General features: G+C 72.3%; 14 protein-coding genes. 7 read left to right on the plus strand and 7 right to left on the minus strand.

What is annotated here, in order from left to right; genetic code table 11:
• Positions 1-31: 31 nt before the first annotated feature.
• On the minus strand, positions 32-667 hold the full coding sequence (locus BMY07_RS27005; protein WP_092784730.1) for an NHL repeat-containing protein: 636 nt from the start codon (positions 665-667) through the stop codon (positions 32-34).
• Between the two features lie 125 nt (positions 668-792).
• Here BMY07_RS27005 and BMY07_RS27010 point away from each other — a divergent pair, with 125 nt between their 5' ends.
• Complete coding sequence (locus BMY07_RS27010; RefSeq protein ID WP_092784733.1) at positions 793-1,611, plus strand: methyltransferase domain-containing protein; 819 nt, start codon at positions 793-795, stop codon at positions 1,609-1,611.
• Between the two features lie 22 nt (positions 1,612-1,633).
• Here BMY07_RS27010 and BMY07_RS27015 read toward each other — a convergent pair whose 3' ends face one another.
• On the minus strand, positions 1,634-2,989 hold the full coding sequence (locus tag BMY07_RS27015; protein ID WP_218150789.1) for a cytochrome P450: 1,356 nt from the start codon (positions 2,987-2,989) through the stop codon (positions 1,634-1,636).
• Between the two features lie 204 nt (positions 2,990-3,193).
• On the opposite strand from BMY07_RS27015, the gene BMY07_RS27020 reads away from it, so the two are divergent.
• The 3 genes from BMY07_RS27020 to BMY07_RS27030 all read left to right on the plus strand — a co-directional run bounded on the left by BMY07_RS27020 (position 3,194) and on the right by BMY07_RS27030 (position 5,366).
• Positions 3,194-3,847: a winged helix-turn-helix transcriptional regulator gene (locus BMY07_RS27020; protein WP_092784736.1), complete on the plus strand. Its 654-nt coding sequence runs from the start codon at positions 3,194-3,196 to the stop codon at positions 3,845-3,847.
• Positions 3,848-3,895: 48 nt separating this feature from the next.
• A complete protein-coding gene (locus BMY07_RS27025; protein ID WP_218150790.1) occupies positions 3,896-4,585 on the plus strand; it encodes a crotonobetainyl-CoA--carnitine CoA-transferase in 690 nt (229 codons plus the stop codon).
• 67 nt (positions 4,586-4,652) lie between these two features.
• Positions 4,653-5,366, plus strand: a complete 714-nt coding sequence (locus BMY07_RS27030; RefSeq protein ID WP_218150791.1) for a DUF899 family protein — start codon at positions 4,653-4,655, stop codon at positions 5,364-5,366.
• Here BMY07_RS27030 and BMY07_RS27035 read toward each other — a convergent pair.
• From BMY07_RS27035 to BMY07_RS27055, 5 genes are all read right to left on the minus strand, one after another.
• Positions 5,363-5,776 carry an acyl-CoA thioesterase gene (locus tag BMY07_RS27035; RefSeq protein ID WP_092784739.1) on the minus strand — a complete coding sequence of 138 codons (414 nt, stop codon included), beginning with the start codon at positions 5,774-5,776 and terminating at the stop codon, positions 5,363-5,365. The genes BMY07_RS27030 and BMY07_RS27035 overlap by 4 nt on opposite strands.
• The gene (locus BMY07_RS27040; RefSeq protein ID WP_092784743.1) at positions 5,773-11,133 is read right to left on the minus strand and encodes a type I polyketide synthase; all 5,361 of its coding nucleotides are present in this window, start codon (positions 11,131-11,133) and stop codon (positions 5,773-5,775) included. Before BMY07_RS27040 ends, BMY07_RS27035 begins: the two co-directional genes overlap by 4 nt.
• Positions 11,130-12,137: an enediyne biosynthesis protein UnbU gene (locus BMY07_RS27045; RefSeq protein WP_218150792.1), complete on the minus strand. Its 1,008-nt coding sequence runs from the start codon at positions 12,135-12,137 to the stop codon at positions 11,130-11,132. Before BMY07_RS27045 ends, BMY07_RS27040 begins: the two co-directional genes overlap by 4 nt.
• Complete coding sequence (locus BMY07_RS27050) at positions 12,134-14,041, minus strand: CRTAC1 family protein (RefSeq protein WP_092784746.1); 1,908 nt, start codon at positions 14,039-14,041, stop codon at positions 12,134-12,136. The genes BMY07_RS27045 and BMY07_RS27050 overlap by 4 nt, the downstream gene beginning before the upstream one ends.
• A gap of 127 nt (positions 14,042-14,168) precedes the next feature.
• Positions 14,169-15,125, minus strand: coding sequence for a DUF1702 family protein (locus BMY07_RS27055; protein WP_092784749.1), 957 nt, complete (start codon positions 15,123-15,125; stop codon positions 14,169-14,171).
• 337 nt (positions 15,126-15,462) lie between these two features.
• On the opposite strand from BMY07_RS27055, the gene BMY07_RS27060 reads away from it, so the two are divergent.
• Genes BMY07_RS27060 through BMY07_RS27070 form a run of 3 tightly spaced genes read left to right on the plus strand, consistent with a single transcriptional unit; the run spans position 15,463 to position 18,994 of the window.
• On the plus strand, positions 15,463-16,752 hold the full coding sequence (locus BMY07_RS27060) for an aminotransferase class V-fold PLP-dependent enzyme (RefSeq protein ID WP_092784752.1): 1,290 nt from the start codon (positions 15,463-15,465) through the stop codon (positions 16,750-16,752).
• The gene (locus BMY07_RS27065; RefSeq protein ID WP_092784755.1) at positions 16,752-17,882 is read left to right on the plus strand and encodes a trans-sulfuration enzyme family protein; all 1,131 of its coding nucleotides are present in this window, start codon (positions 16,752-16,754) and stop codon (positions 17,880-17,882) included. The genes BMY07_RS27060 and BMY07_RS27065 overlap by 1 nt, the downstream gene beginning before the upstream one ends.
• A gap of 47 nt (positions 17,883-17,929) precedes the next feature.
• Entirely contained in the window at positions 17,930-18,994 is a 1,065-nt protein-coding gene (locus tag BMY07_RS27070) for a cobalamin-independent methionine synthase II family protein (RefSeq protein WP_092784758.1), read from the plus strand.
• The last annotated feature ends 20 nt before the right edge of the window (positions 18,995-19,014 follow it).

Below are 19,014 nucleotides of genomic sequence, written 5' to 3' on the forward strand. Positions count from 1 at the left end.
TCCACTTCGGTGGTGTCCCCTTCTTGGTCGATCAACCGACGATGTCGCGCAAGTCGAGCGCGCAGGCCCGCTTGCCGGGGAAGTCGCAGTACCACAGCAGGGACCCGTCCCAGGTCATCCCGGTCGGGTTGCCCTCCACCACAAGGGAACCGAGTTCGGCGCCGGTGGCGGGATCGGTCGCGCGCAGGCGGCGTTCCACGTAGTCGCCGTGCACGACGACACCGTCGGCGTAGGTGAGCCCGGACGGTTCCCCGCCGCCCACGGGGTGTTCGACGAGCACCGCCATCGACTCGTAGTCGCGCAGTTGCAGCACGGTCGGGCCGCGCAGCACCATCCAGATGCCGTCCGGGCCGAACTCGACGCCGGTGAGCCTGCCGTTGGCCGGTGGCACCGCCCGCCGCTCCACCTGCTCGCCGGTGTCGCGGTCCACCAGCAGCAGCCGCTTGGGCCGGAAACCCACCTGGCACAACAGGTTCCCGTCGAACGCGAGATCCGCCCGCAGCCCCGGGCAGCGCAGCGTGCGCGCCACGGAACCGTCCACCGGGTCCAGCGCGTACAGCTCCGCGGCGGGCTGGTCGGAGTGCCACAGGTGGGTGCCGTCCCAGGTGAGCCCGCACGGGTAGTCGCCGGGGAGGGGGAGCGTGCGGCGGACCACCGCTGTCGTCACTGCCGACCTCCCGCGTCACCGGGCACGATTACTTCAGGAACATAGCACGGTGGGCGGTCCCTTGGTCATCCTCGACCGAACTGCTATACAAGCCAGGAGTGATAACGCGGCGAGGGGTGAGTGGCGTGTCGGAACAGGTCATCGACCAGGTCGGCGAGTACTACGACGACATCGGCGAACTCGTGGAACTGGTGGGCGGCAACCTGCACGTCGGGTACTGGGAGTCCGATGAGGACGACACCCCGTTCCTGGCCGCCATGCAGCGGCTCACCACCGAGGTCGGCGCCCTGCTGGCGCTGCGCAAGGGCGAGCAGGTCCTCGACGTCGGCTGCGGCGTCGGCGAACCCGCCGTCCGGCTGGCCCAGCGGCACGCGGTCACCATCACCGGCATCACCGTCAGCCACTGGCAAGTCGCCGAGTCCGCCCGCCGCGTGGTCGCCGCGGGCCTGCGCGGGCGCGTCACCACCCGCTACGCCGACGCCGCCGCCCAACCCTTCCCCGACGCGGTGTTCGACGCCGCGCTCGCCTTCGACTCCCTGCCCAGCGCCCAGGACAAGACCCGGTGGCTGCGCGAGATCCGCCGCGTCCTGCGCCCCGGCGGGCGTCTGGTGTTCACCGAGTACCCGCACACCGCCGAGTTGACCGCCGCCGACCGCGAGGTCCTTAACGCCAACACCATCAACCACCCGCCCGCCACCCTCGACGAGTCCGTCGCCCTGGCCGAGTCGACCGGGTTCCGCGTCACCGCCGCCCTCGACTGGAGTGAGCAGGTCCGCCGCACCTACGACGAGTTCCTCGCCACCCTCGCCGAGCAACGCCCGACCCTCGCCGAGGAGTACGGCGCCGACCGCATCGCGATCTTCAGCGCCGCCATCACCACCATGTTCTCCCTGTGCCGCGACAAGATCGGCTACCACGTCATCGCCTGCGAGAAGCCCGCCTAGACCGCCGACTCCCGCGCTGGGCTCAACCGGTCGCCGGGAAGCGCCGGCGCGGGATCATGGGGAGGGCGTCGACCGGCATCGTCAGGGCCACCTTGGGACGAGGGGTGTGGCCGGGGACCGGTTCCAGACGCCAACGGGAAGCGATAGAGGCCAGGGTCAGGGTCATCTCCGTCAGCGCGAACGGCTCACCGATGCAGGTGTGGTTACCGGTCCCGAACGGGATGTACGCGCCCCGCGGCACCGCGCGCGCCGCGCCCACCTCCCACCGGTCCGGGTTGAACACGCCAGGATCGCGGTGCAGCGCCGGGTTGTGGTTCAGGGCGTGCGGGCTGTACATGATCGCCGCGTTGGCCGGGATCCGGTAGCCGCCGATGGTCGTCTCCCGCGTGGTCGTGCGGCTCAACGCCCAGCCCTGGGTGCGCAGCCGCAGCGTCTCGCTGATCACCTGCTTGGTGTAGCCCAGGCTCGCCAGATCGATGTACTCCGCCGCCCGCCCGGCCAGCACCCGGTCCGCCTCCGCGCACAGCCGCGCCTCCACCTCCGGGTGCGCGGCCACCTCGTGGCACGCCCAGGCCAGGGTGTTCGCGATGCTCTCCGCACCCGCGATGAGGATCGTCATGACCTCGTCGTGCACCTGCCGGTCCGACATGGTGGCCTGCCCGTCGCGGGCCAGCATCAGGATCGACAGCAGGTCGCCGCGGTCCTCCGGGGCCGCCCGGTACGCCGCGACGACACCGTCGATCACCCCGCGCAGGTGCGCCTCGGCCGCCCGGTAGCGCCGGTTGGCCGGGGTCGGCAGCCGCGCCAGCACCCCGGTCGGGTCCATCACCCGCCGGTACAGGCCGTTGAGCACCGTCGCGGTCGCCTCCCGGAACCGGTCGGCGTCCACCTCGACGCCCCCGTCGGCGGCGAACATCGCCCTGGTCAGGTTAATCAGCGCCAGGTCGGCCAGCTCCTGGTGCACCGCGACCTCGACGCCGTCCTGCCAGCCGCCGAACCGGGTGCGGGCCTGCTCGGTGATCTGCGCCGCGTAGCCGACGATGCGCGAATGGCTGAACGCGGGCTGCATCAGCGCCCGCTGCCTGCGGTGCAGCTCCCCGTCCGAGATGCCCAGCCCGTTGCCGAACATCGCCCGGAACCGCTCGGTGATCGGGCCGCCCTTGCCGAAGGTGTCCGGGTCGCGCAGCGCGGACCGGATCAGCCCGGGGTCGTTGATGACGTACACGGTCTGCCTGCCGAGCCGGATCCCGATCACCGGGTCGGTGTCCTGCAACGAGAGCAGGAACTCGCGCGGGGCGCGCTTCATCAGCAGCGCGTGGCCGAGCACCGGCACCGCGCCGGGGGCGATCGCCGGGGTCAGCACATCGGTCACGGTCACGCGAGACCTCCGGGGATGGGGAGTTAACTCCTTTAATGTATAGCCCCGAGGTCAACCCCGATTGGCGGTGGGACCAGGCATTCCCGGTGTTCCCGTCCTCCCAATGGGCGAGCTGTTAATACCATCGGGTGGTTCTCGGTGTTACTATTTGGATCGGGTTGGCCGGGTGGCGACCGGCTCGGGTGAGAGTCACAGGGGAACGTGATGGCGGGCAAGCGCGACTACGGGCAGTTCTGCGGGTTGGCCGCCGGGCTGAACATCATCGGCGAGCGCTGGACCCTGCTGCTGGTCCGCGAGCTGCTGGTGAGCGCGCTGCGGTTCACCGAGCTGCTGGAGAACCTGCCCGGCATCGGCCCCAACCTGCTCGCCGAGCGGCTGCGCACCCTCGCCGAGCACGGCCTGGTCGAGCAGCTGCCGGTGGCCGGGGACGGCCGCGCCAAGCAGTACCGGCTCACCGACCGCGGCCAGCAGCTGCGCGGCCCGGTGCTCGGCCTGGCCCGCTGGGGCATGCAGTTCCTCTCCGCCGACGACCGCGACGGCGGCGAGATCCGCGCCGAGTGGGGCATCATCGCCGTGCAGGCCATGGTGGACACCGGGCGGGTCCCCGAGCTGGACGAGACCTACGAGTTCCGCGTCGGCGACGAGACCTTCGGCGTCATCGTCGCCGCGGGTGACGTGCGGTTCGTCCCCGGTCCGGCCGGGGCGGCGCGGGTGGTCGTCTCCAGCGACCCGGACACGTTCATCCAGATCGGCGCGGGCATGGTCAGCCCGTTCGACGCGTTGGCGGCCGGGCAGATCAAGCTGGAGGGCCCGGCCGACGCCATCCGCCGGTGCACCCGCTTGCTCGGCCTGACCTGAGCTCACCTGCCGCGGTCGGATCACTTCGGAAAGTGATAGCCTGATCGTGTGGCGGTCGACCTGCGCGCGGTGGCCTCGGACTACCTGGCCCGGCGCTTCCCCGGCCGGGACACCGACTACCGGCGGCCCCCGGTCCGCGTGGACGCCGACTTCTGCCGCCGCGTCGCCCGCCACCACGACCAGGCACCGCCGCGCGCCGAGGTCGGCGACGCGTACCGGGTGCTGTGCCGCGAGGACCTGGCCCAGTACGCCGCGATCCGGGCCGCGGGCATCGCCGTCCGGCCCTGGCTCGGCGACGGCCAGCCCTACGCCGATTCGCGGGCGTTGATCGACCAGGTGACCCGCACCGGGGTGCTCTGGCTCTACCTCACCCGATGCGGTCATGGCACCGGAACCGGGGCCGACCACCCCCTGCTCGAACCCAGCGGCGTGGAGGTCGACGGCGAGCCCCTGTGCCACAACGACATCCTCCGCGTGGTGCACGACCTGTTCGGCCACGTCGCACTACGGGCCGGTTTCGGGCCTAGAGGCGAGTTCGCCGCCACCGGTGGTCACCTGCGGCTCTACCCCGCGGAAGCGTGGCCCGCGCTGTTCACCGAGCAGGTCGGGCAGATCTGCTGGTACTTCCACGGCGACCACCTCGCCACGGGCCGACCGCGCTACCCCGAGCAGAAGGTCTTCCTTTACCCGCAAGCCTTCCTCGACGAGTTCCTGGGCCAGGTTCACCCCGCGCGGTGACCCCGGGTGCCGATAGACTCGCCGGCGATCACGAGGGGAACCGGCGACGAGCACAGGGAGAACCACGGTGAGCACCGAGCACTCGGTCACGATGTGGCCGAAGGGGGCCAGCGAGGAGTACGTCGCCGCGCGGGTCGAGTTGGACCGCGCCGAGCACGCGCTGCACGCGGAGGTCCACCGCCTGGCCGCACTACGCCGCGACCTGCCCGAGGGGCCACTGCTCGACGACTACGAGTTCGAGGAGGGCCCGCTCGACCTGGGCCTGACCGAGCCGCTGACCAAGACCACGCTGATCGACCTGTTCGGCGACCACGACACGCTGTTCGTCTACCACATGATGTTCCACCCGGGCGAGGAGCAGGTCTGCCCGATGTGCTCGCTGTGGGTCGACGGCTTCCACGGCGTGTCCCGGCACATCCTGCGCCACGCCGCGTTCGCCGTGATCGCCAAGGCCCCCGTCCCCGAGATCCGCCGCTGGGCCAACCGCCGCGGCTGGGACGGCATCCGCTTCCTGTCCAGCCACGCCAACACCTTCAACACCGACGTGGGCGCCGAGTCCGACACCGGCGACCAGCTGCCGATGGCCAGCGTCTTCCGCAAGGAGGGCACCCGCGTCCGCCACTTCTACACCCAGCGCGCCAACTTCATGGACAACGCCGAGGGCGGCTTCGACCTGCTCAACCCGGTCTGGCACATCCTCGACCTGCTCCCCACCGGCCGCGGCGACTGGTACGCCGAGAACGGCTACGCTGGGCGGCTGCGCGGCAACCTCGCGCCCTAGCTGTAGTCGTCCAGGGCGGCACGCAGGTCGTCGGGGGGGTGGACCGGTTCCATTCCCCCCTCGTGCCTGCGCATGCAGGCCACGGTCTGGGTGCCGGTGGCGATGGTCTCGCCGTCGCGGGTGTAGTCGAAGTCCATGGTGATGCGGTTGCCGCCGCGGGTGCTCAGGCGCATGGCGACCTCGACCTCGTCGAAGGCGAAGCACTCGGTGTAGAAGTTCATCCCGCACGACACCGTCACCAGGGCCAGGTCGCCGTCGCGCAGGGCGTCGAGGACGGCGGGGGCGTGGTCGGCGAGGAAGTGCTCGCGGCAGTGGCCCTGCCAGTGCAGGTAGTGGGTGAAGTAGACGTTGCCGACGAGGTTGGTCTCGTCGAAGGTCACCCGGTGGCGGTAGGTGTAGGCGCGGGTCACGGGATGACCGCGGCGAGGGCGTGGTCGTCGACGAGCAGGCTGGCGACGCGGAAGTGGTCGTCGGCGCGGAGGGTGACGCAGGTGCCGTCGACGGAGAGGATGGCCGGGTCGGCGGTCAGGCCCGCTCGCGCCAACGCCTGGTGGATGGCCTGGGACCGGGCGGTGGAGTGCGCGGTGTTCTCGCCGGTCTTGTCCTGCAGCGTGCTCGACAGGTGATCCGGATCGCCCGCCCCGGCGACGGCCGTCCACACGGGAGCGTCCAGCTCGACCCGCCCCTGTGCCGGGTGGGAGCGGACTTCCAGGCGGTCGGCGACACCGCACTCGATGAGCCGCCTGCTCAACAACGGACCCACGAGCGGCGCCGGGATGGGTGTCGACCACTCGCGGGTGCCGACCGCGCGCAGGTGCAGTCCGTCCCAGCGGGCGATGTAATCGCCATCGGGAGCGATGACGTCCACGGCGAAGGTGAACTCGTCGGCTGTGTGGCTGAGTTCGCGCGCGCGGACGTAGGCCGGTCCGTTGTGTTTGCGCCACACCGTGATCGCGTCAGCGCCAATGGGCAGCACTGTCCGGTGCGGTAGGCAGGCGAGCAGCACGTGAATGCCGGCGTCGAGCAACCCGGGATCGCCCAAGAGCAACTGTTGGGCGTGCACGGGGGCGAACCACTCGGCGCCGGAGGTGTCTATCCAGGCTCCTACCTCGAAAGCGGAGAGGTAGTCGTACCGGAGAAGGCGCTCGAATCGTCCTGAGTGGAAGAACAGCGGGCCGTAGTAGGGATGCGACGCTTTACGAACCGGGGGAGTCCCGCAAGGCTCCGCGGCCGGCGGGGCGGAGGCAGGCGTGACCGTCACGGACAGGCGTGCGAGCTCGAACCGATCACTGTCGTCGCTGACCCTCGCCCGTACCTGGTCGCCGGCAGCGAGGGTCGCGATCCGCACCTTCCTACCGTCGCCTCCGGTGATGGGTGCGGGAAGCTCCAGGTCCCGGAAGGCCCATCCGACGCGTTCGCCTGTGGTCGCCTGCACGGTCTGGGCGACTGCCTCCAAGCCCATTACCGCCGGTAGGACGGACACCCCGTCGATGCTGTGCTCGGCCAGGTAGGGGTCGTCGCGAGAGGTCAGCACCGTGTCCGCGACGACCTCCACGCCCGGGGTGACCGTTCGCGTGTCTTCCAGGAACCGCAGCAGCGGAACGTCCGGGTGCGATAGCGCCAACGTCGCCGTGTCGGGGAAGCGGCCGCTGAGCATGACCGTGGTCGGAGCGCCCGGCTGCCCCAAGAGGTCGAGCAACGCGGTCGTGCCGGAGGCCGGGGTGATCGGCACGACGCCTCGGGCGGCCAGGCCGTCCACGACCCCCATGCGGGCACCCATCCCGACACCGGACCACAACGACCACTCGACACAGTGCGCGCGACATCCCGGGTGCGCGGCCGCCCACTCGGCGAGCGCGTGCCGCAGCCACTCGTTGGCCACGCAGTACTCGGCCTGCCCGGCAAGACCCGTCCTACCGATGATCGACCCGTAGGCCACCACCAGCCGCAGTTCGTCACCCGCCGCGTCGAGCAGGTTGCGCAGACCGTCGACCTTCGGTGACACGGCGCGGCGCAGCGTGGCGCCCTCTACAGCCGACAGCACGCGGGGTTCGTTCACCGCCGCACCATGCAACACCGCCCGCAGAGGCCCCAAAGCTCGGGCCGCGGCCACGGTGCCCTCGGTCGCGCGCGGATCGGTGATGTCAGCGGGGTGGTAGTGCGCGTCGACCTGCCTGCGCGCGGCCGCGAGACCATCGACGACACCGGGATCGGTGGCGGGCCTGCGCCCGGTGAACAGCAGCACGCACCCGGTCCGCTGGGCCAGCTCGATCGCCGTGTGCGCCGTGATCCCGGTGACGCCGCCGGTCACCACGCAGACCTCACCCGCCCCGATCGGCAGCTCGCCAAGCTCGTCCGAGCCGAACAAGGCCGTGGTCAGGTGCTCGACAGAGCCGTCCGACCCCACCCGCAGCTCTTGGTGTCCACTGCCCGCGATCCACGTGGGATCCAGCGAGGTCGTCCCGGCCGGAACCTGGACGACGGTCGTAGCGACGTCAGGTAGCTCTACCTGCGCACTGCGCGCCACCGCCGCCGCAGCGGGATGACCGTGGTGGACAACGACAACCACCGCAGGCTGGCGCTCCCCGATCTCCCTGAGCAGCGCGGCGACCTCGTCGACTCCCGCGTCCTCAGCCAGATGCGCGGCGAACCCGGTCCGACCAGGCGAGCCGGCCTGCGACCCGAGCCACGTCGACCGGGACGACCACTCGACCCCACCCGCGGCGCGGCGCGGGACACCCGGCACCCACCGGTGCGCGAACGGCCGGACCCAGGTGTCCACCCCGCGCACCCCGGTCTCGGTGTGGGTGTCGGCGAGGTCCAGTTCCGCCAGCACCTCGGCCGCCTCGCCCACGGTCGCGTCGGCGAAGGCCGGGAACGCCCGGGGGGTCTTGCGGCCCAGGTCGGCGGCGACCTGGGTGATGAGCGTGACGATCCGCAACGAGCTCAGGTGCAGGTCCCGCGACAGCGACGTCTCCCCGGTGATGCCCGCGAGCGCCAGCTCGCACTCGTCCGCCAGCCGGGTCCGCAGGGCGAGCAGCGGGTCGCGGTCGGTGTCGGTCGCCGCCGCCGCCACGGGTGCCGATCTGGCGGGTACGGGCTGGAGGTCGCCGTCCGCCTCGCACGGGTTGCGCAGGAACGACATGGGCGTGCCGGGCGGAAGGTACCGGTCGGAGCGGCCCGCGAACCACGGCGCCGGGTCGGCGACACCGGCCGCGACCAGGGCTGCGGTGGCGACGGCGTGCGGGCGGCCCGATCCGCCGCAGTCGAGCGTGACGACCGGGACGCGCGGGGCGCAGTCGGCGGCCAGGCCGCTGAGGGTGCGGCCGGGGCCGACCTCCACCAGCAGCCCGACCCGGCTCGCGAGGTCGGTGACGGCCGTGCGGAAGCGGACCGGTTCGGTGAGCTGGGCCAGCAGCAGGGCGCGCAGGTCCGCGTCGTCCAGCGGGGCGCCGGTGACGGTGGAGATCACCGGGCGGCCCGGGCGGCGGAAGTCGACCCCGGCCAGCACCGCCCGCATCGGCTCCCGCACGGGGGCCATGGCGGCGCTGTGGAAGGCGTGCGACACCGCCAACGTGGTGCCGCCGATCCCCTCGGCGGCCGCGCGGTCGAGCACGGTCTTGATCTCGGCGGCCGGTCCCGCGACCGATGTGCGCCGAGGGCCGTTGTCGCAGGCCAGCACGACCGAGGTGCCCGCGGTCATGGCCGCGAGCCGATCAGCGGGAACGTCCAGGGCGGCCATCGAGGTACCGGGCAGCCCGTGCTCGGCCATCAACCGCCCTCTTGCCGCGGCCAGCCCCAACGCAGCGGCGGGGTCTAGAGCGCCTGCCCAGACCAACGCGGTGATCTCACCCAAGCTGTGGCCGACCGCGCCAACGGCGGTGCACCCCAGATGCTCCAGCCACGCGAGACCGGCCAACGACTGCCGCATGATCGCGGGTTGCGCGGCAGCGGTATCGGTGTCCCCGGCGCGCACGGCGACAGGTAGGTCTGGCACGTCCAGGTCCGCGGCCCACGCGGGTAGCTCTGAGCGAACTGGGGCTGCCTGACCGGGAAAGACCAATCCGACCGCGGGGGGCGCGCCCTGGGCGAGGACGAACCCGGCCTTCGCGGCGACCGTGAGCGTCCCGTCCCACGCGGTCAACCGCGCCGCGGCCGCCACCGCGGCAGCACCCAGTTCAGCGGGCCGGGACGCGACCAACGCACACCGCACCGGCCCGTCCGCGCGACTGCTCGCGGCGACGTCATGCAGTTCGGCGTCGCTCAACCCGGCGAACCAGTCCGCGCGCGAGGCCAGGATCTCAGCCAACTCCGCGGTCGTCCCGGCCGCCACCAGCACGATGTCGTACCGAGGCGCGGCCACCACCGGCGCCACCACGTCCGCGGCCGGACGCGTCGACCCGACGACCACGTGGGAGTTGATGCCGCCGAACCCCAATGCCGACACCGACGCCAACCGCGTCGACCGGTCCCATGCCTCCGGAGCGGCCAGCGCGCGCAGGGGAGTGTCGGGGGAGTGCAGCACCGGGTGCGGGTCGAGGCAGCCCGTGGTCGGCGGCAGCACCCCCGCCCGGACCGCCAGCACGGCCTTGATCAACCCGGCCGCGCCCGCCGCGGCCTTGGTGTGCCCGATGTTCGCCTTCACCGACCCCAGCGCCGCCTTCGGCGCACCGGCCCCGCGCAACCCGGACAGCGCCAACAGCTCGGCCTCGTCACCGACCGCGGTCCCCGTGCCGTGCCCCTCCACCAGGTCCACAGCGGACGGCTCCACCCCGGCCATCCGGTACGCCAGGTCCATCGCCCGCCGCTGCCCGGCCACCGACGGCCTGGTCAGCCCGCCAGCGCCGTCCGCGGAGATCCCCCACCCGAGCAGCTCGGCGTACACCGGCATCCCGCGCAGCCGCGCCTCGTCCACAGTGGTCAGCAGCAGCACACCGCAGCCCTCGCCGGGCAGGAACCCGGTCGGGTCGGCGTCGTAGACCCGCATCTCGTCCACCCCGAGCACCCCCACCCTGGCGAACCCGACCAGCTCCAGCGGGTCGATGCTCAGGTCGACCCCGCCCGCCAACGCGAACCGCAGCTCACCGGCGGCCACCGCGCGCGCGGCGTGGATCACCGCGAGCAGGCTCGACGAGCACGCGCCGTCCACGGTGTACCCGCCGCCGCGCAGGTCGAAGTGGTTGCCGACCCGGCCTGCGATCGTGTTCGCCAGCGCACCGGCCAGCGTGTCGTCGGTCGGCACCGGGAACCGGCCCTTGACCTCGGACTCCAGCTCGGCCAGCACCACCGCGGCCACCTCGTCGGCCACCGCGCCCTTGCGCAGCGCCGCGCCTGCGGCCCGCGCCACGAACGGCCAGCGGGTGCGCAGCTGCGCGGCCCGGCTGAACTCGCCGCCGAGCGAGTTGCCCAGCACCACGCCGACCTCGTCGCGCGGCAGCGTGTCCGCGTCGGGCACGCCCGCGTCGGCCAGCGCCTCGGCGGCGGTCTGCAACGCCAGCCAGTGCGTGTGGTCGACCGCCCGGTGCACGCCGACCGGGACCCGGAACGCGGACCGGTCGAACTCCCAGTCCCGCAGCACCCCGGCGTGGGTCACGTAGGTGCGGTCCGGGTCGTCGCGCTCGCCGAGGTAGGCGGGCGACAGCCGGGCGGCCGGGATGCGGCGGAACGCCCGGCGGCCGGTGAGCACGGCCTGCCAGAGCTGGTCCGGGTCGTGGGCGTCGGGGTAGTGGCAGGCCATCCCGACGATCGCGACCCCCGGTCTGCTCACGCGGGCACCCGCCCCCGCGCCCTGGCCACCAGCAGCACGCCGCCGCGCAGCAGGCAGGTGATCACCAGCGCGAAGAACAGGCCGAACACGATGCCCAGCGACACCAGCACCCCGTAGACCGCGGCGGCGGTGAGCCCGAAGACCACCTGCCCGCGCCGGGCGGTCGGCGTGGACCCGGGGTCGGTGATCATGTAGTTGGTGAACAGGATGAACGCCACCCCCGTCATCGGCAGCAGCGCGCCGACCAGGGCGTGGTCGAGCACCAGCCAGCGCACCAGCGCCTGGAGCACGAACCCGCCGACCCACGCGGCGATCAGCGGGATCTTCTTGGTCAGCCCGGCGTTGAGCATGGTGCCCAGCATCAGGATGCCCAGCGGGATCAACCAGGACAGCGTGCCGTGCAGCCAGTTGGTGAAGTGGTACGGCGGGGAGATGCCGACCCAGTCGAACAGCACGAGCGTGACGGCGATGCCGGTGTTCGACGGGTTGAGGACGTGCCGCAGCCTGCCCTTGATCCGCAACCGCACCACGTACTTGCTTGCGTTGCCCACCACTACCGCGAACAGGTAGGGCCAGAGCGAGGAGTTTCCATAGAGGAGCATCGCGCACGCCAACGCGCCAATGTGGGCGGGTAGTAGGAACACGCCCAGGGTGCGCGCGCCGCCCGCGTACTCCGGCTGCCGTTCGTACGCCCACGCGTCGAGGGCCTCGAACCCGATCGCGCTGGCGTACCCGACCAGCAGGCAGACGATGGGGGTGATCGGCGCCTGCTCGAACCCGAAGAACACGTGCCCGAGGATGGTGAACGCCGAGATCGACATGGCGAACCGTTGCAGCGCCAGCACTCGCGGGTCGCGCTTGCGCATGACCGGGGCGACCTCGGGCGTGGTCTGTTCCGGGTTGGCCTGCTCCGGGATTGTCTGCCCCGGGGCGGATTCCGTGGTCGGGAGCGCGGTGATGCCGTTCGGGTGGACCTGGGTGGACTTGGTTGCCTCGGTGGTCATCGCGCCGCGACCTCTCCGTTGGGCTTGAGCTCGAACCGGTGGTGTCCCGCCGTCAGGCGCAACGGCGCGCGGTGCAGGCCTGCGGCGTCCCGCCAGGTGACTGTCGCGTCGGCCGAACCGCCGCGAGGTAGCGCAAGATGCAGTTGGGCTCCTGATGCGCCCGCGTGTCCGTTGGCCGGGTAGAGCTGTGTCTTCTGCGCGGGAACCCCGTTGGTGGCGCGCACCTCGACCTGGGCGCCGATCGCGGGCCTGGTCCCGGTACCGCCAGGGGCGACGAGTTCGACCTCGGCGGAGGGTGGCGCGCCGGTCGCGGTGTTGAGCAGCAGCATCGAGTCGGCGAACTGGTTGGCCACGACCATGTCCAGCAGTCCGTCGCCGTTGACGTCGCCGAGCGCGAACCCGCGTGAAGGTGCCTGCTGGGTCATCCTCAGCTGCCCGGCCAGGTCCAGGTAGCGCCCGTCGGGGCCGTCGACCCAGAACTTGTTCGCGTCGCGGGCACCGGACAGGTCGTCGCCCGGACCGAAGTTGGGCCAGGACACCGGGTACTTCAACAGCTCCGCGTTACCCATGGCCAGTTCCTGTAGCAGCGCCCAGCGGTCCTTGCCGCGGTCACCGAGCACGAACCCGGTGGCCTGGGTCAGCTCGTCGGTGCCGTCGTTGTCGAAGTCGCCCGCCTTGATGTCCCACGACCAGCCACTACGCGCGACACCCCGACGTTGGCTGTGCTCGGTGTAAGGGGCCGTGCCCGCGCGAAGATCCTCGACCGTCCCATCCGGGACGAACAGCATGTTGCTCTCCTGCAAGGCGTAGGTCTCGGTGATGTTGCTGACCGCGATGTCCGGCAGCCCGGTGCCCGAGGAGTAGGTGAACGTGACCCCCATGCCCTTGAACGAGTCCCGGCCGAGCACCTCGGACTTGGGCGTGACCATGTCCCTGGCGCCCTTGACCGGGGTGAACGACACCCGGCCCGGCGTGGAGTTGTTGACCAGCAGCGTGTCCGGGCCGAAGTCGTTGGCCAGGTACAGCGACGGCAGCCCGTCGCCGGTGAGGTCCTGCATGCCGACCGCCAGCACCCAGCCGCGCAGCGCCTCGGCCGGGACGTCCGCGCTGACGTCGGTGATCGTGGGCTTGGCGCCGCGCACCCCGGTCGGCGTGGTCAGCAGCACCCGGCTCGGCCCGGCGTTGGCCGCGTCGCCCATGCCGTCCTGCATCCGCATCCGGGCGTCGCCGGTGGCGTTCGGGTCGAGGACCTTGGCGCCGTCCGGGAAGTAGTTGCCGACCACGATGTCCAGGTCGCCGGACCCGTCGAGGTCGCCGACGTTGAGCGCGGTCGTGTTCCACACCTGCATCGGCTCGACCAGTTCCGTGCCGGGCAGCAGCGCCGCGGACGGTGGCTGGCCTGCCGTGGCCTGGTTGAGGAACAACACGGGCGAGCGGCCCCAGTAGTAGACGATGATGTCGACCGCGCCATCGGCGTTGATGTCCGCGGGCACGCAGCCCATCGGCGCCATCGTCGAGTCCCACCGCCGCGGCTTGAGTTCGAACGCCGGGTACTGGGCGCCACCGGCCTCGGGAACCGGGCTGATCCGCACCGTGTCGTCGCGCGGGTCCACCAGGCACAGGTCGGCGGGACGGCCGAGTCCCCGCAGGTCGGTCAGCGCGACGGCGGCGCCCACGGCCGAGATCCACGACTGGATCCCCACCAGGCCGGGCTGCACCGGCCGCACGTACCGCGCGCCCGCCGGGGTGGTGTTGACCGGAACCTGGCGGAACCCGAACCGGGCCGCCACGGTGTCCTGCTCGGCCTGGCTGGTCTCCGGCAACGCGGTGACCAGCCCCGCGGCCACGCACAGCGCGACCGCGACGACGGCGCTCGTCGAGCGCCGGATACTTCCGGACGGCATGGCAGACCTCTCGCCGATCGACCGCGCGCTCGTGCGCGCAGGCCGGACCTGTCGGATGGGGTGGTTCCCGGGCGTGCCGCGCCTTGGTGTGCGCCGCGGCCCGGGTGTGCTGTGTGCCGGGGCGGCGTCAGGCGCCGAGCGCCCGGACACCCTCGCGCCACCGCAGGTAGGCGGTGACGTCGGCGCGCTCGCCCAGGTCGGCGGCGGCCCTGGCGGCCCACTCGGTCGCGGTGTCGGGGGTGGTGCCCGCGATCCGCTCACAGGCCAGCGCGGTGTGCGCCGGGACGATGCCGGAGCGGGTGCGCGCGGTCGCGCCGAACACGACGCCCTGCACCAGGTGCCCGACGTGCGCGCCCGAGTGCGCGCGCAACGTGTCCAACTCCGCGGGCGGCACCCCGCCCGCGTAGGCGCTGGCCAGCCCGATCCCGCTCCACAGCGCGGGTCTGGCCGCGGCGGGCGCCTCGGCGATGACCTGCTGGATGTCGTCCGGGTCGCCCGCGGTCATGAACCACAGCGCCCGGCCGGACCCGGCGAGCCGGATCAGCCGCAGCGGGTCGGCGCCCGCCCGCTCGGCCCGGCGGCGCACCGCGCGGCGCCCGCCGAAGAACACCTCGGCGAACCCGGCGCCGTCGTAGGCCAGCCACCGCAGCAGCGGGGTGTCGGTCAACCGGACCGGCAGCGGCAACCCGCTCACCGCCAGCGCCCACCCGGCCCCGACGTGGATCAGGTGCGGGTAGTCGGCGCCGGACTCGGCCAGCAGCGCGGCCACCGAGCGGCCCCGGGTGAACACGTCGCGCTGCCCCGCGTACATCGCGGTGCCCTCGTGGGCGAACCCGCGCTCCTCGGCGGGCATCGTGTCGACCGCGGCCCGCACGTGCGGCCAGTGCGCGGCGGCGAGGTTGTACCCGGTGAGGAACGACTTCGCGTGCCGCTCCAGGTGCTCGCGCGGCTGCGGCCGGTCCACCCGGAACCCCCGGCGGGCGAAGTCGGCCATGCCCAACGGCAGTCGCGGCGCCAACCCCCGTCCCCGCCGGGGCGCGTCGACGACACCGGGCCGGTCGGGAGAACCGTGCTGAGTGCTCATGGTGTTCTCATCTCTGGCTCGCCACAACTGCCCGGCGGGAGAACATACTTACGGAATACATAGTGAGCCGCGCTCGATCTTGCCCCGCCGTCGCGGTCCCCTGTCAAGGGAAGACCTGGCCTTTCCCCCGTTTGTAGCATGTTTCGGCCGGTGTCCTTTGTGGGAACGCGTGGGTGTCTCGCTCCTGCCTTCGGTGGTAAGCTCCGCGACGGCGACCAGCGTGGTCGCTTCCTCCTTTGGTGCACGGCGGGCTGGTGGGCACGAGACCGGTCCGGTGGTACCGGCACGCCCGCGCACGGTGCGGGCGCGGCCGATCCGAGGTGAGACGGGAGAGCGCATGGTCGACCTGCTGGACACCGCGCCGCGCAATCACGCGACCCCGGGGGAATCGGCCAGGGCCGATTTCCCCATCCTGGGCACGCGGGTGGGTGGGCGGGCACTGGTGTACCTGGACAACGCGGCCACCGCGCAGAAACCGCTGCGCGTGCTCGAGGCGATCACCGCGCACTACACGAACGCCAACGCCAACGTCGGCCGCGGCTACTACCAGCTCAGCCACCTCGCCACCGACGTCTACGAGCAGGCCCGCGCCACCGTCGCCCGCGCGATCAACGCCGAGCACCCCGACGAGGTGGTGTTCGTGCCCGGCACCACCGCCGCGGTCAACCTGCTCGCCGACACCCTCGGCCGCGACCTCGTCGGCGCGGGCGACCAAGTGGTGGTCACCGGCATGGAGCACAACTCGAACCTGCTGCCGTGGCGCCGGTTGTGCGAGTCGGTCGGCGCGGAACTGGTGGTGGTGCCCGCCGACGAGCACGGCTCGGTGCCCGCCGCGGTGTTCGCCGCCGCGCTCGGCCCCCGGGTCAGGCTGGCCGCGGTGACGCACGTGTCCAACGTGCTCGGCACCGTCAACCCGGTGCGGGACATGGTCGCCCACGCCCACGAGCACGGGATCCCCGTCGTCGTCGACGGCGCGCAGGCCGTGCCGCACCGCCAGGTCGACGTGCGCGAGCTGGGCGCGGACTGCTACGTCTTCTCCGGGCACAAGATGTACGGCCCGATGGGGATCGGTGTCCTCTACGGCCGCCGCGCGCTGCTGGGCACCCTGGAGCCGTACCAGGTCGGCGGCGGCACGGTGAAGGGGATCAGCACCACCGAACGGGTCCGGTACGTGCCGGTCCCCGCGCGGCTGGAGGCGGGCACCCCGCACATCGCGGGCGCGGTCGGGCTCGCCGCCGCCTTCGACTACCTCGCCGACCTCGGCTGGGACGCCATCCGCGCCCACGACGCCACCCTCGTCAACGCCGCCGTGGCCGCGGTGTCCGACATCGCGCGGGTCCGGGTCGTCGGCGATCCCACGGCCGACCCGAGCGGCATCGTGTCCGTCGTGGTCGACGGCATCCACCCCTACGACGTCGGCGGCCACCTCGACGCGCACGGGGTCGCGGTGCGCAGCGGTGTGCACTGCGCCAACACCTTCGTCGACACCTTCGGCGTGGTCGGCACCGTGCGGCTCTCCTTCGGCGTCTACAACACCGAGGCCGAGGTCGAGGTGGTGCGCGACGCGCTGCGCACCGTCCAACCCGGGTTCTGGACCGCCGAGCACCCGACCGAGCGGTTCGTCTGATGCGGTTCGCCACCCGCGTCGTCCACAGTGGACACGAGGTGGACGGTCCGCACGGCTCGGTCGTGCCGCCGATCCACGTGGCCACCACCTACGACCGGTTCGCCCAGGACCCGCCGACGCACTTCTACTCCCGCGGCGAGAACCCGACCATGGCGGCGCTGGAGCGGTGCCTGGCCGAGGTCGAGGGCGCCGCGCACTGCGCCGTGTTCTCCTCCGGCCAGGCGGCCGCCACCACCGCGCTGTCGCTGCTCTCGCCGGGGCAGCGGCTGGTGTGCTGCGACGACGTCTACGGCGGCACGCACGCGCTGATCACCGGCCTGCGCCGGTTCGGCGTCCTCGTCGACCAGGTCGACCTGTCCGACCAGGACCTCGCCGCCGCCGCGCTCGCCGACGACGTCGCCATGGTCTGGCTGGAGACCCCGACCAACCCGCTGCTCAAGGTCATCGACATCGCCGCGGTGTCGCGGCTCGCGCACGCCAGGGGCGCGCTGGTGGTGGTGGACAACACCTTCGCCAGCCCCGCCCTGCAACAGCCGTTGCGCTGGGGCGCCGACGTCAGCCTGCACAGCACCACCAAGTTCGTCGCCGGGCACTGCGACGTGCTCGGCGGCGCCCTGGTGTGCGACGACCCGGCGCTGCACCGGGCGTTCACCGGCCACCGCACCCTCGCGGGCAACGTGCCCAGCGGCATGGACTGCTTCCTGGTGCACCGCGGCGTGAAGACCCTGTCCGTGCGGGTCGAGCGCCAGGTCCGCACCGCGCGGACCCTGGTCGACCTGCTGCTCGACGCCCCCGGGGTCACCGAGGTGCTCTACCCGGGGCTGCCCGCGCACCCCGGCCACGAGATCGCCGCCCGGCAGCTGAGCGCGCCGGGATCGATCATCAGCTTCCGCTACGCGGGCCAGGTGGAGAAGCTGCTCGCGGGCACCGACCTGTTCGCGTGCGCGGTCAGCCTCGGCGGGGTCCGCTCGCTCATCGAGTGCCCCGCCCTGATGACGCACCGCCCCATCCCGGTCGAGGTGCGCGCCGCCGCCGGGATCACCGACGACCTCGTCCGGCTCTCCATCGGCATCGAGGACCCCACCGACCTCGTCGACGACCTCACTGCGGCGCTCGCCGCCGGGGTGTAGCCCCGAAACCCCACCGGCACCACCCGTGTGAACCCGAGAGGAAGCCCATGCCCATCCCGACCGAGCTGATCGGCAGCATCCCGCGCCCCAAGACCCTGCTGGACGCCTTCGACGCGCACACCGCGGGGACCCTGGACGACGCGGGACTGGCCGTGGCGGTCGATGACGCGGTCGCCGACACCATCCACGCGCTGGCGGCGGCCGGATCACCCGTGGTGACCGACGGGGAGCAGGCCAAGCCCAGCTTCGTCAGCTACCCGTTGCAGGGCATCACCGCGCTCGACCCCAATGGCGCGGTCATCCCGTTCGCCGATGGCCACACCCGCACCCTGCCCGTGCTCACGGCGGGTCCGTTCCGCTATGGCGCCAACGCGGTCTCTTACCTGGAAGCGGCCCGCAAGCACGCGACCGTGCCGGTGAAGCAGGCCGTCATCGCGCCGTCCGCGCTGAGCCTGATCTACCCCGCCGATGGCATCGACGGCTACCCCAGGGAGGCGTTCCTCGCCGACCTGGTCGACGCCGCCGAGGCCGACATCCGCACCAGCCTCGACGCCGGGGCCGACTCGGTGCAGCTCGACTTCACCGAGGGCAGGCTCTCGCTCAAGCTCGACCCCTCCGGCGGGCTGCTGGAGTCGTTCGTGGCGCTCAACAACCAGGTGCTCGACCGGTTCACCGACCTCGAGCGCGCCCGCATCGGCGTGCACACCTGCCCCGGCGGCGACCAGGACTCGGTGCACAGCCTCGACGTCGACTACGCCGACCTGCTGCCGCACCTGTTCCGGCTCAACGCAGGCCGCTTCTCCCTGCAGCTGGCCAGCGAGCCCGACCCGGAGCGCGTGCTGTCGGTGGTGACCGAGCACTCCCGGCCCGACCAGTTCGTGTTCGTCGGCGTGATCGACCCGATCGACCCGAGGGTGGAGACGCCCGAGGAGGTCCGCGACCGGGTGCTCGCCGCCGCCAGGCACATCCCGGTCGAGCGGTTGGGCACCTGCGACGACTGCGGGTTCTCGCCGTTCGCCGACGACGTGTCCACCTCCCGGGAGGTCGCCTTCGCCAAGGTCGCCGCCCGGGTCCGGGGCACCGAGCTGGCCGCGGCCGAACTCGGTGTGTGAACCGACCTGCTGAGCTGAAC

It is taken from the genome of Actinokineospora terrae (assembly GCF_900111175.1).
GTDB classification, from domain to species: Bacteria; Actinomycetota; Actinomycetes; order Mycobacteriales; family Pseudonocardiaceae; genus Actinokineospora; species Actinokineospora terrae.

Coding starts and splice junctions, on each gene's coding strand:
- BMY07_RS27020 (WP_092784736.1), top strand. CDS start 3,194: ATGGCGGGCAAGCGCGACTACGGGCAGTTCTGCGGGTTGGCCGCCGGG.
- BMY07_RS27045 (WP_218150792.1), bottom strand. CDS start 12,137: ATGACCACCGAGGCAACCAAGTCCACCCAGGTCCACCCGAACGGCATC.
- BMY07_RS27050 (WP_092784746.1), bottom strand. CDS start 14,041: ATGCCGTCCGGAAGTATCCGGCGCTCGACGAGCGCCGTCGTCGCGGTC.
- BMY07_RS27055 (WP_092784749.1), bottom strand. CDS start 15,125: ATGAGCACTCAGCACGGTTCTCCCGACCGGCCCGGTGTCGTCGACGCG.
- BMY07_RS27060 (WP_092784752.1), top strand. CDS start 15,463: ATGGTCGACCTGCTGGACACCGCGCCGCGCAATCACGCGACCCCGGGG.
- BMY07_RS27065 (WP_092784755.1), top strand. CDS start 16,752: ATGCGGTTCGCCACCCGCGTCGTCCACAGTGGACACGAGGTGGACGGT.
- BMY07_RS27070 (WP_092784758.1), top strand. CDS start 17,930: ATGCCCATCCCGACCGAGCTGATCGGCAGCATCCCGCGCCCCAAGACC.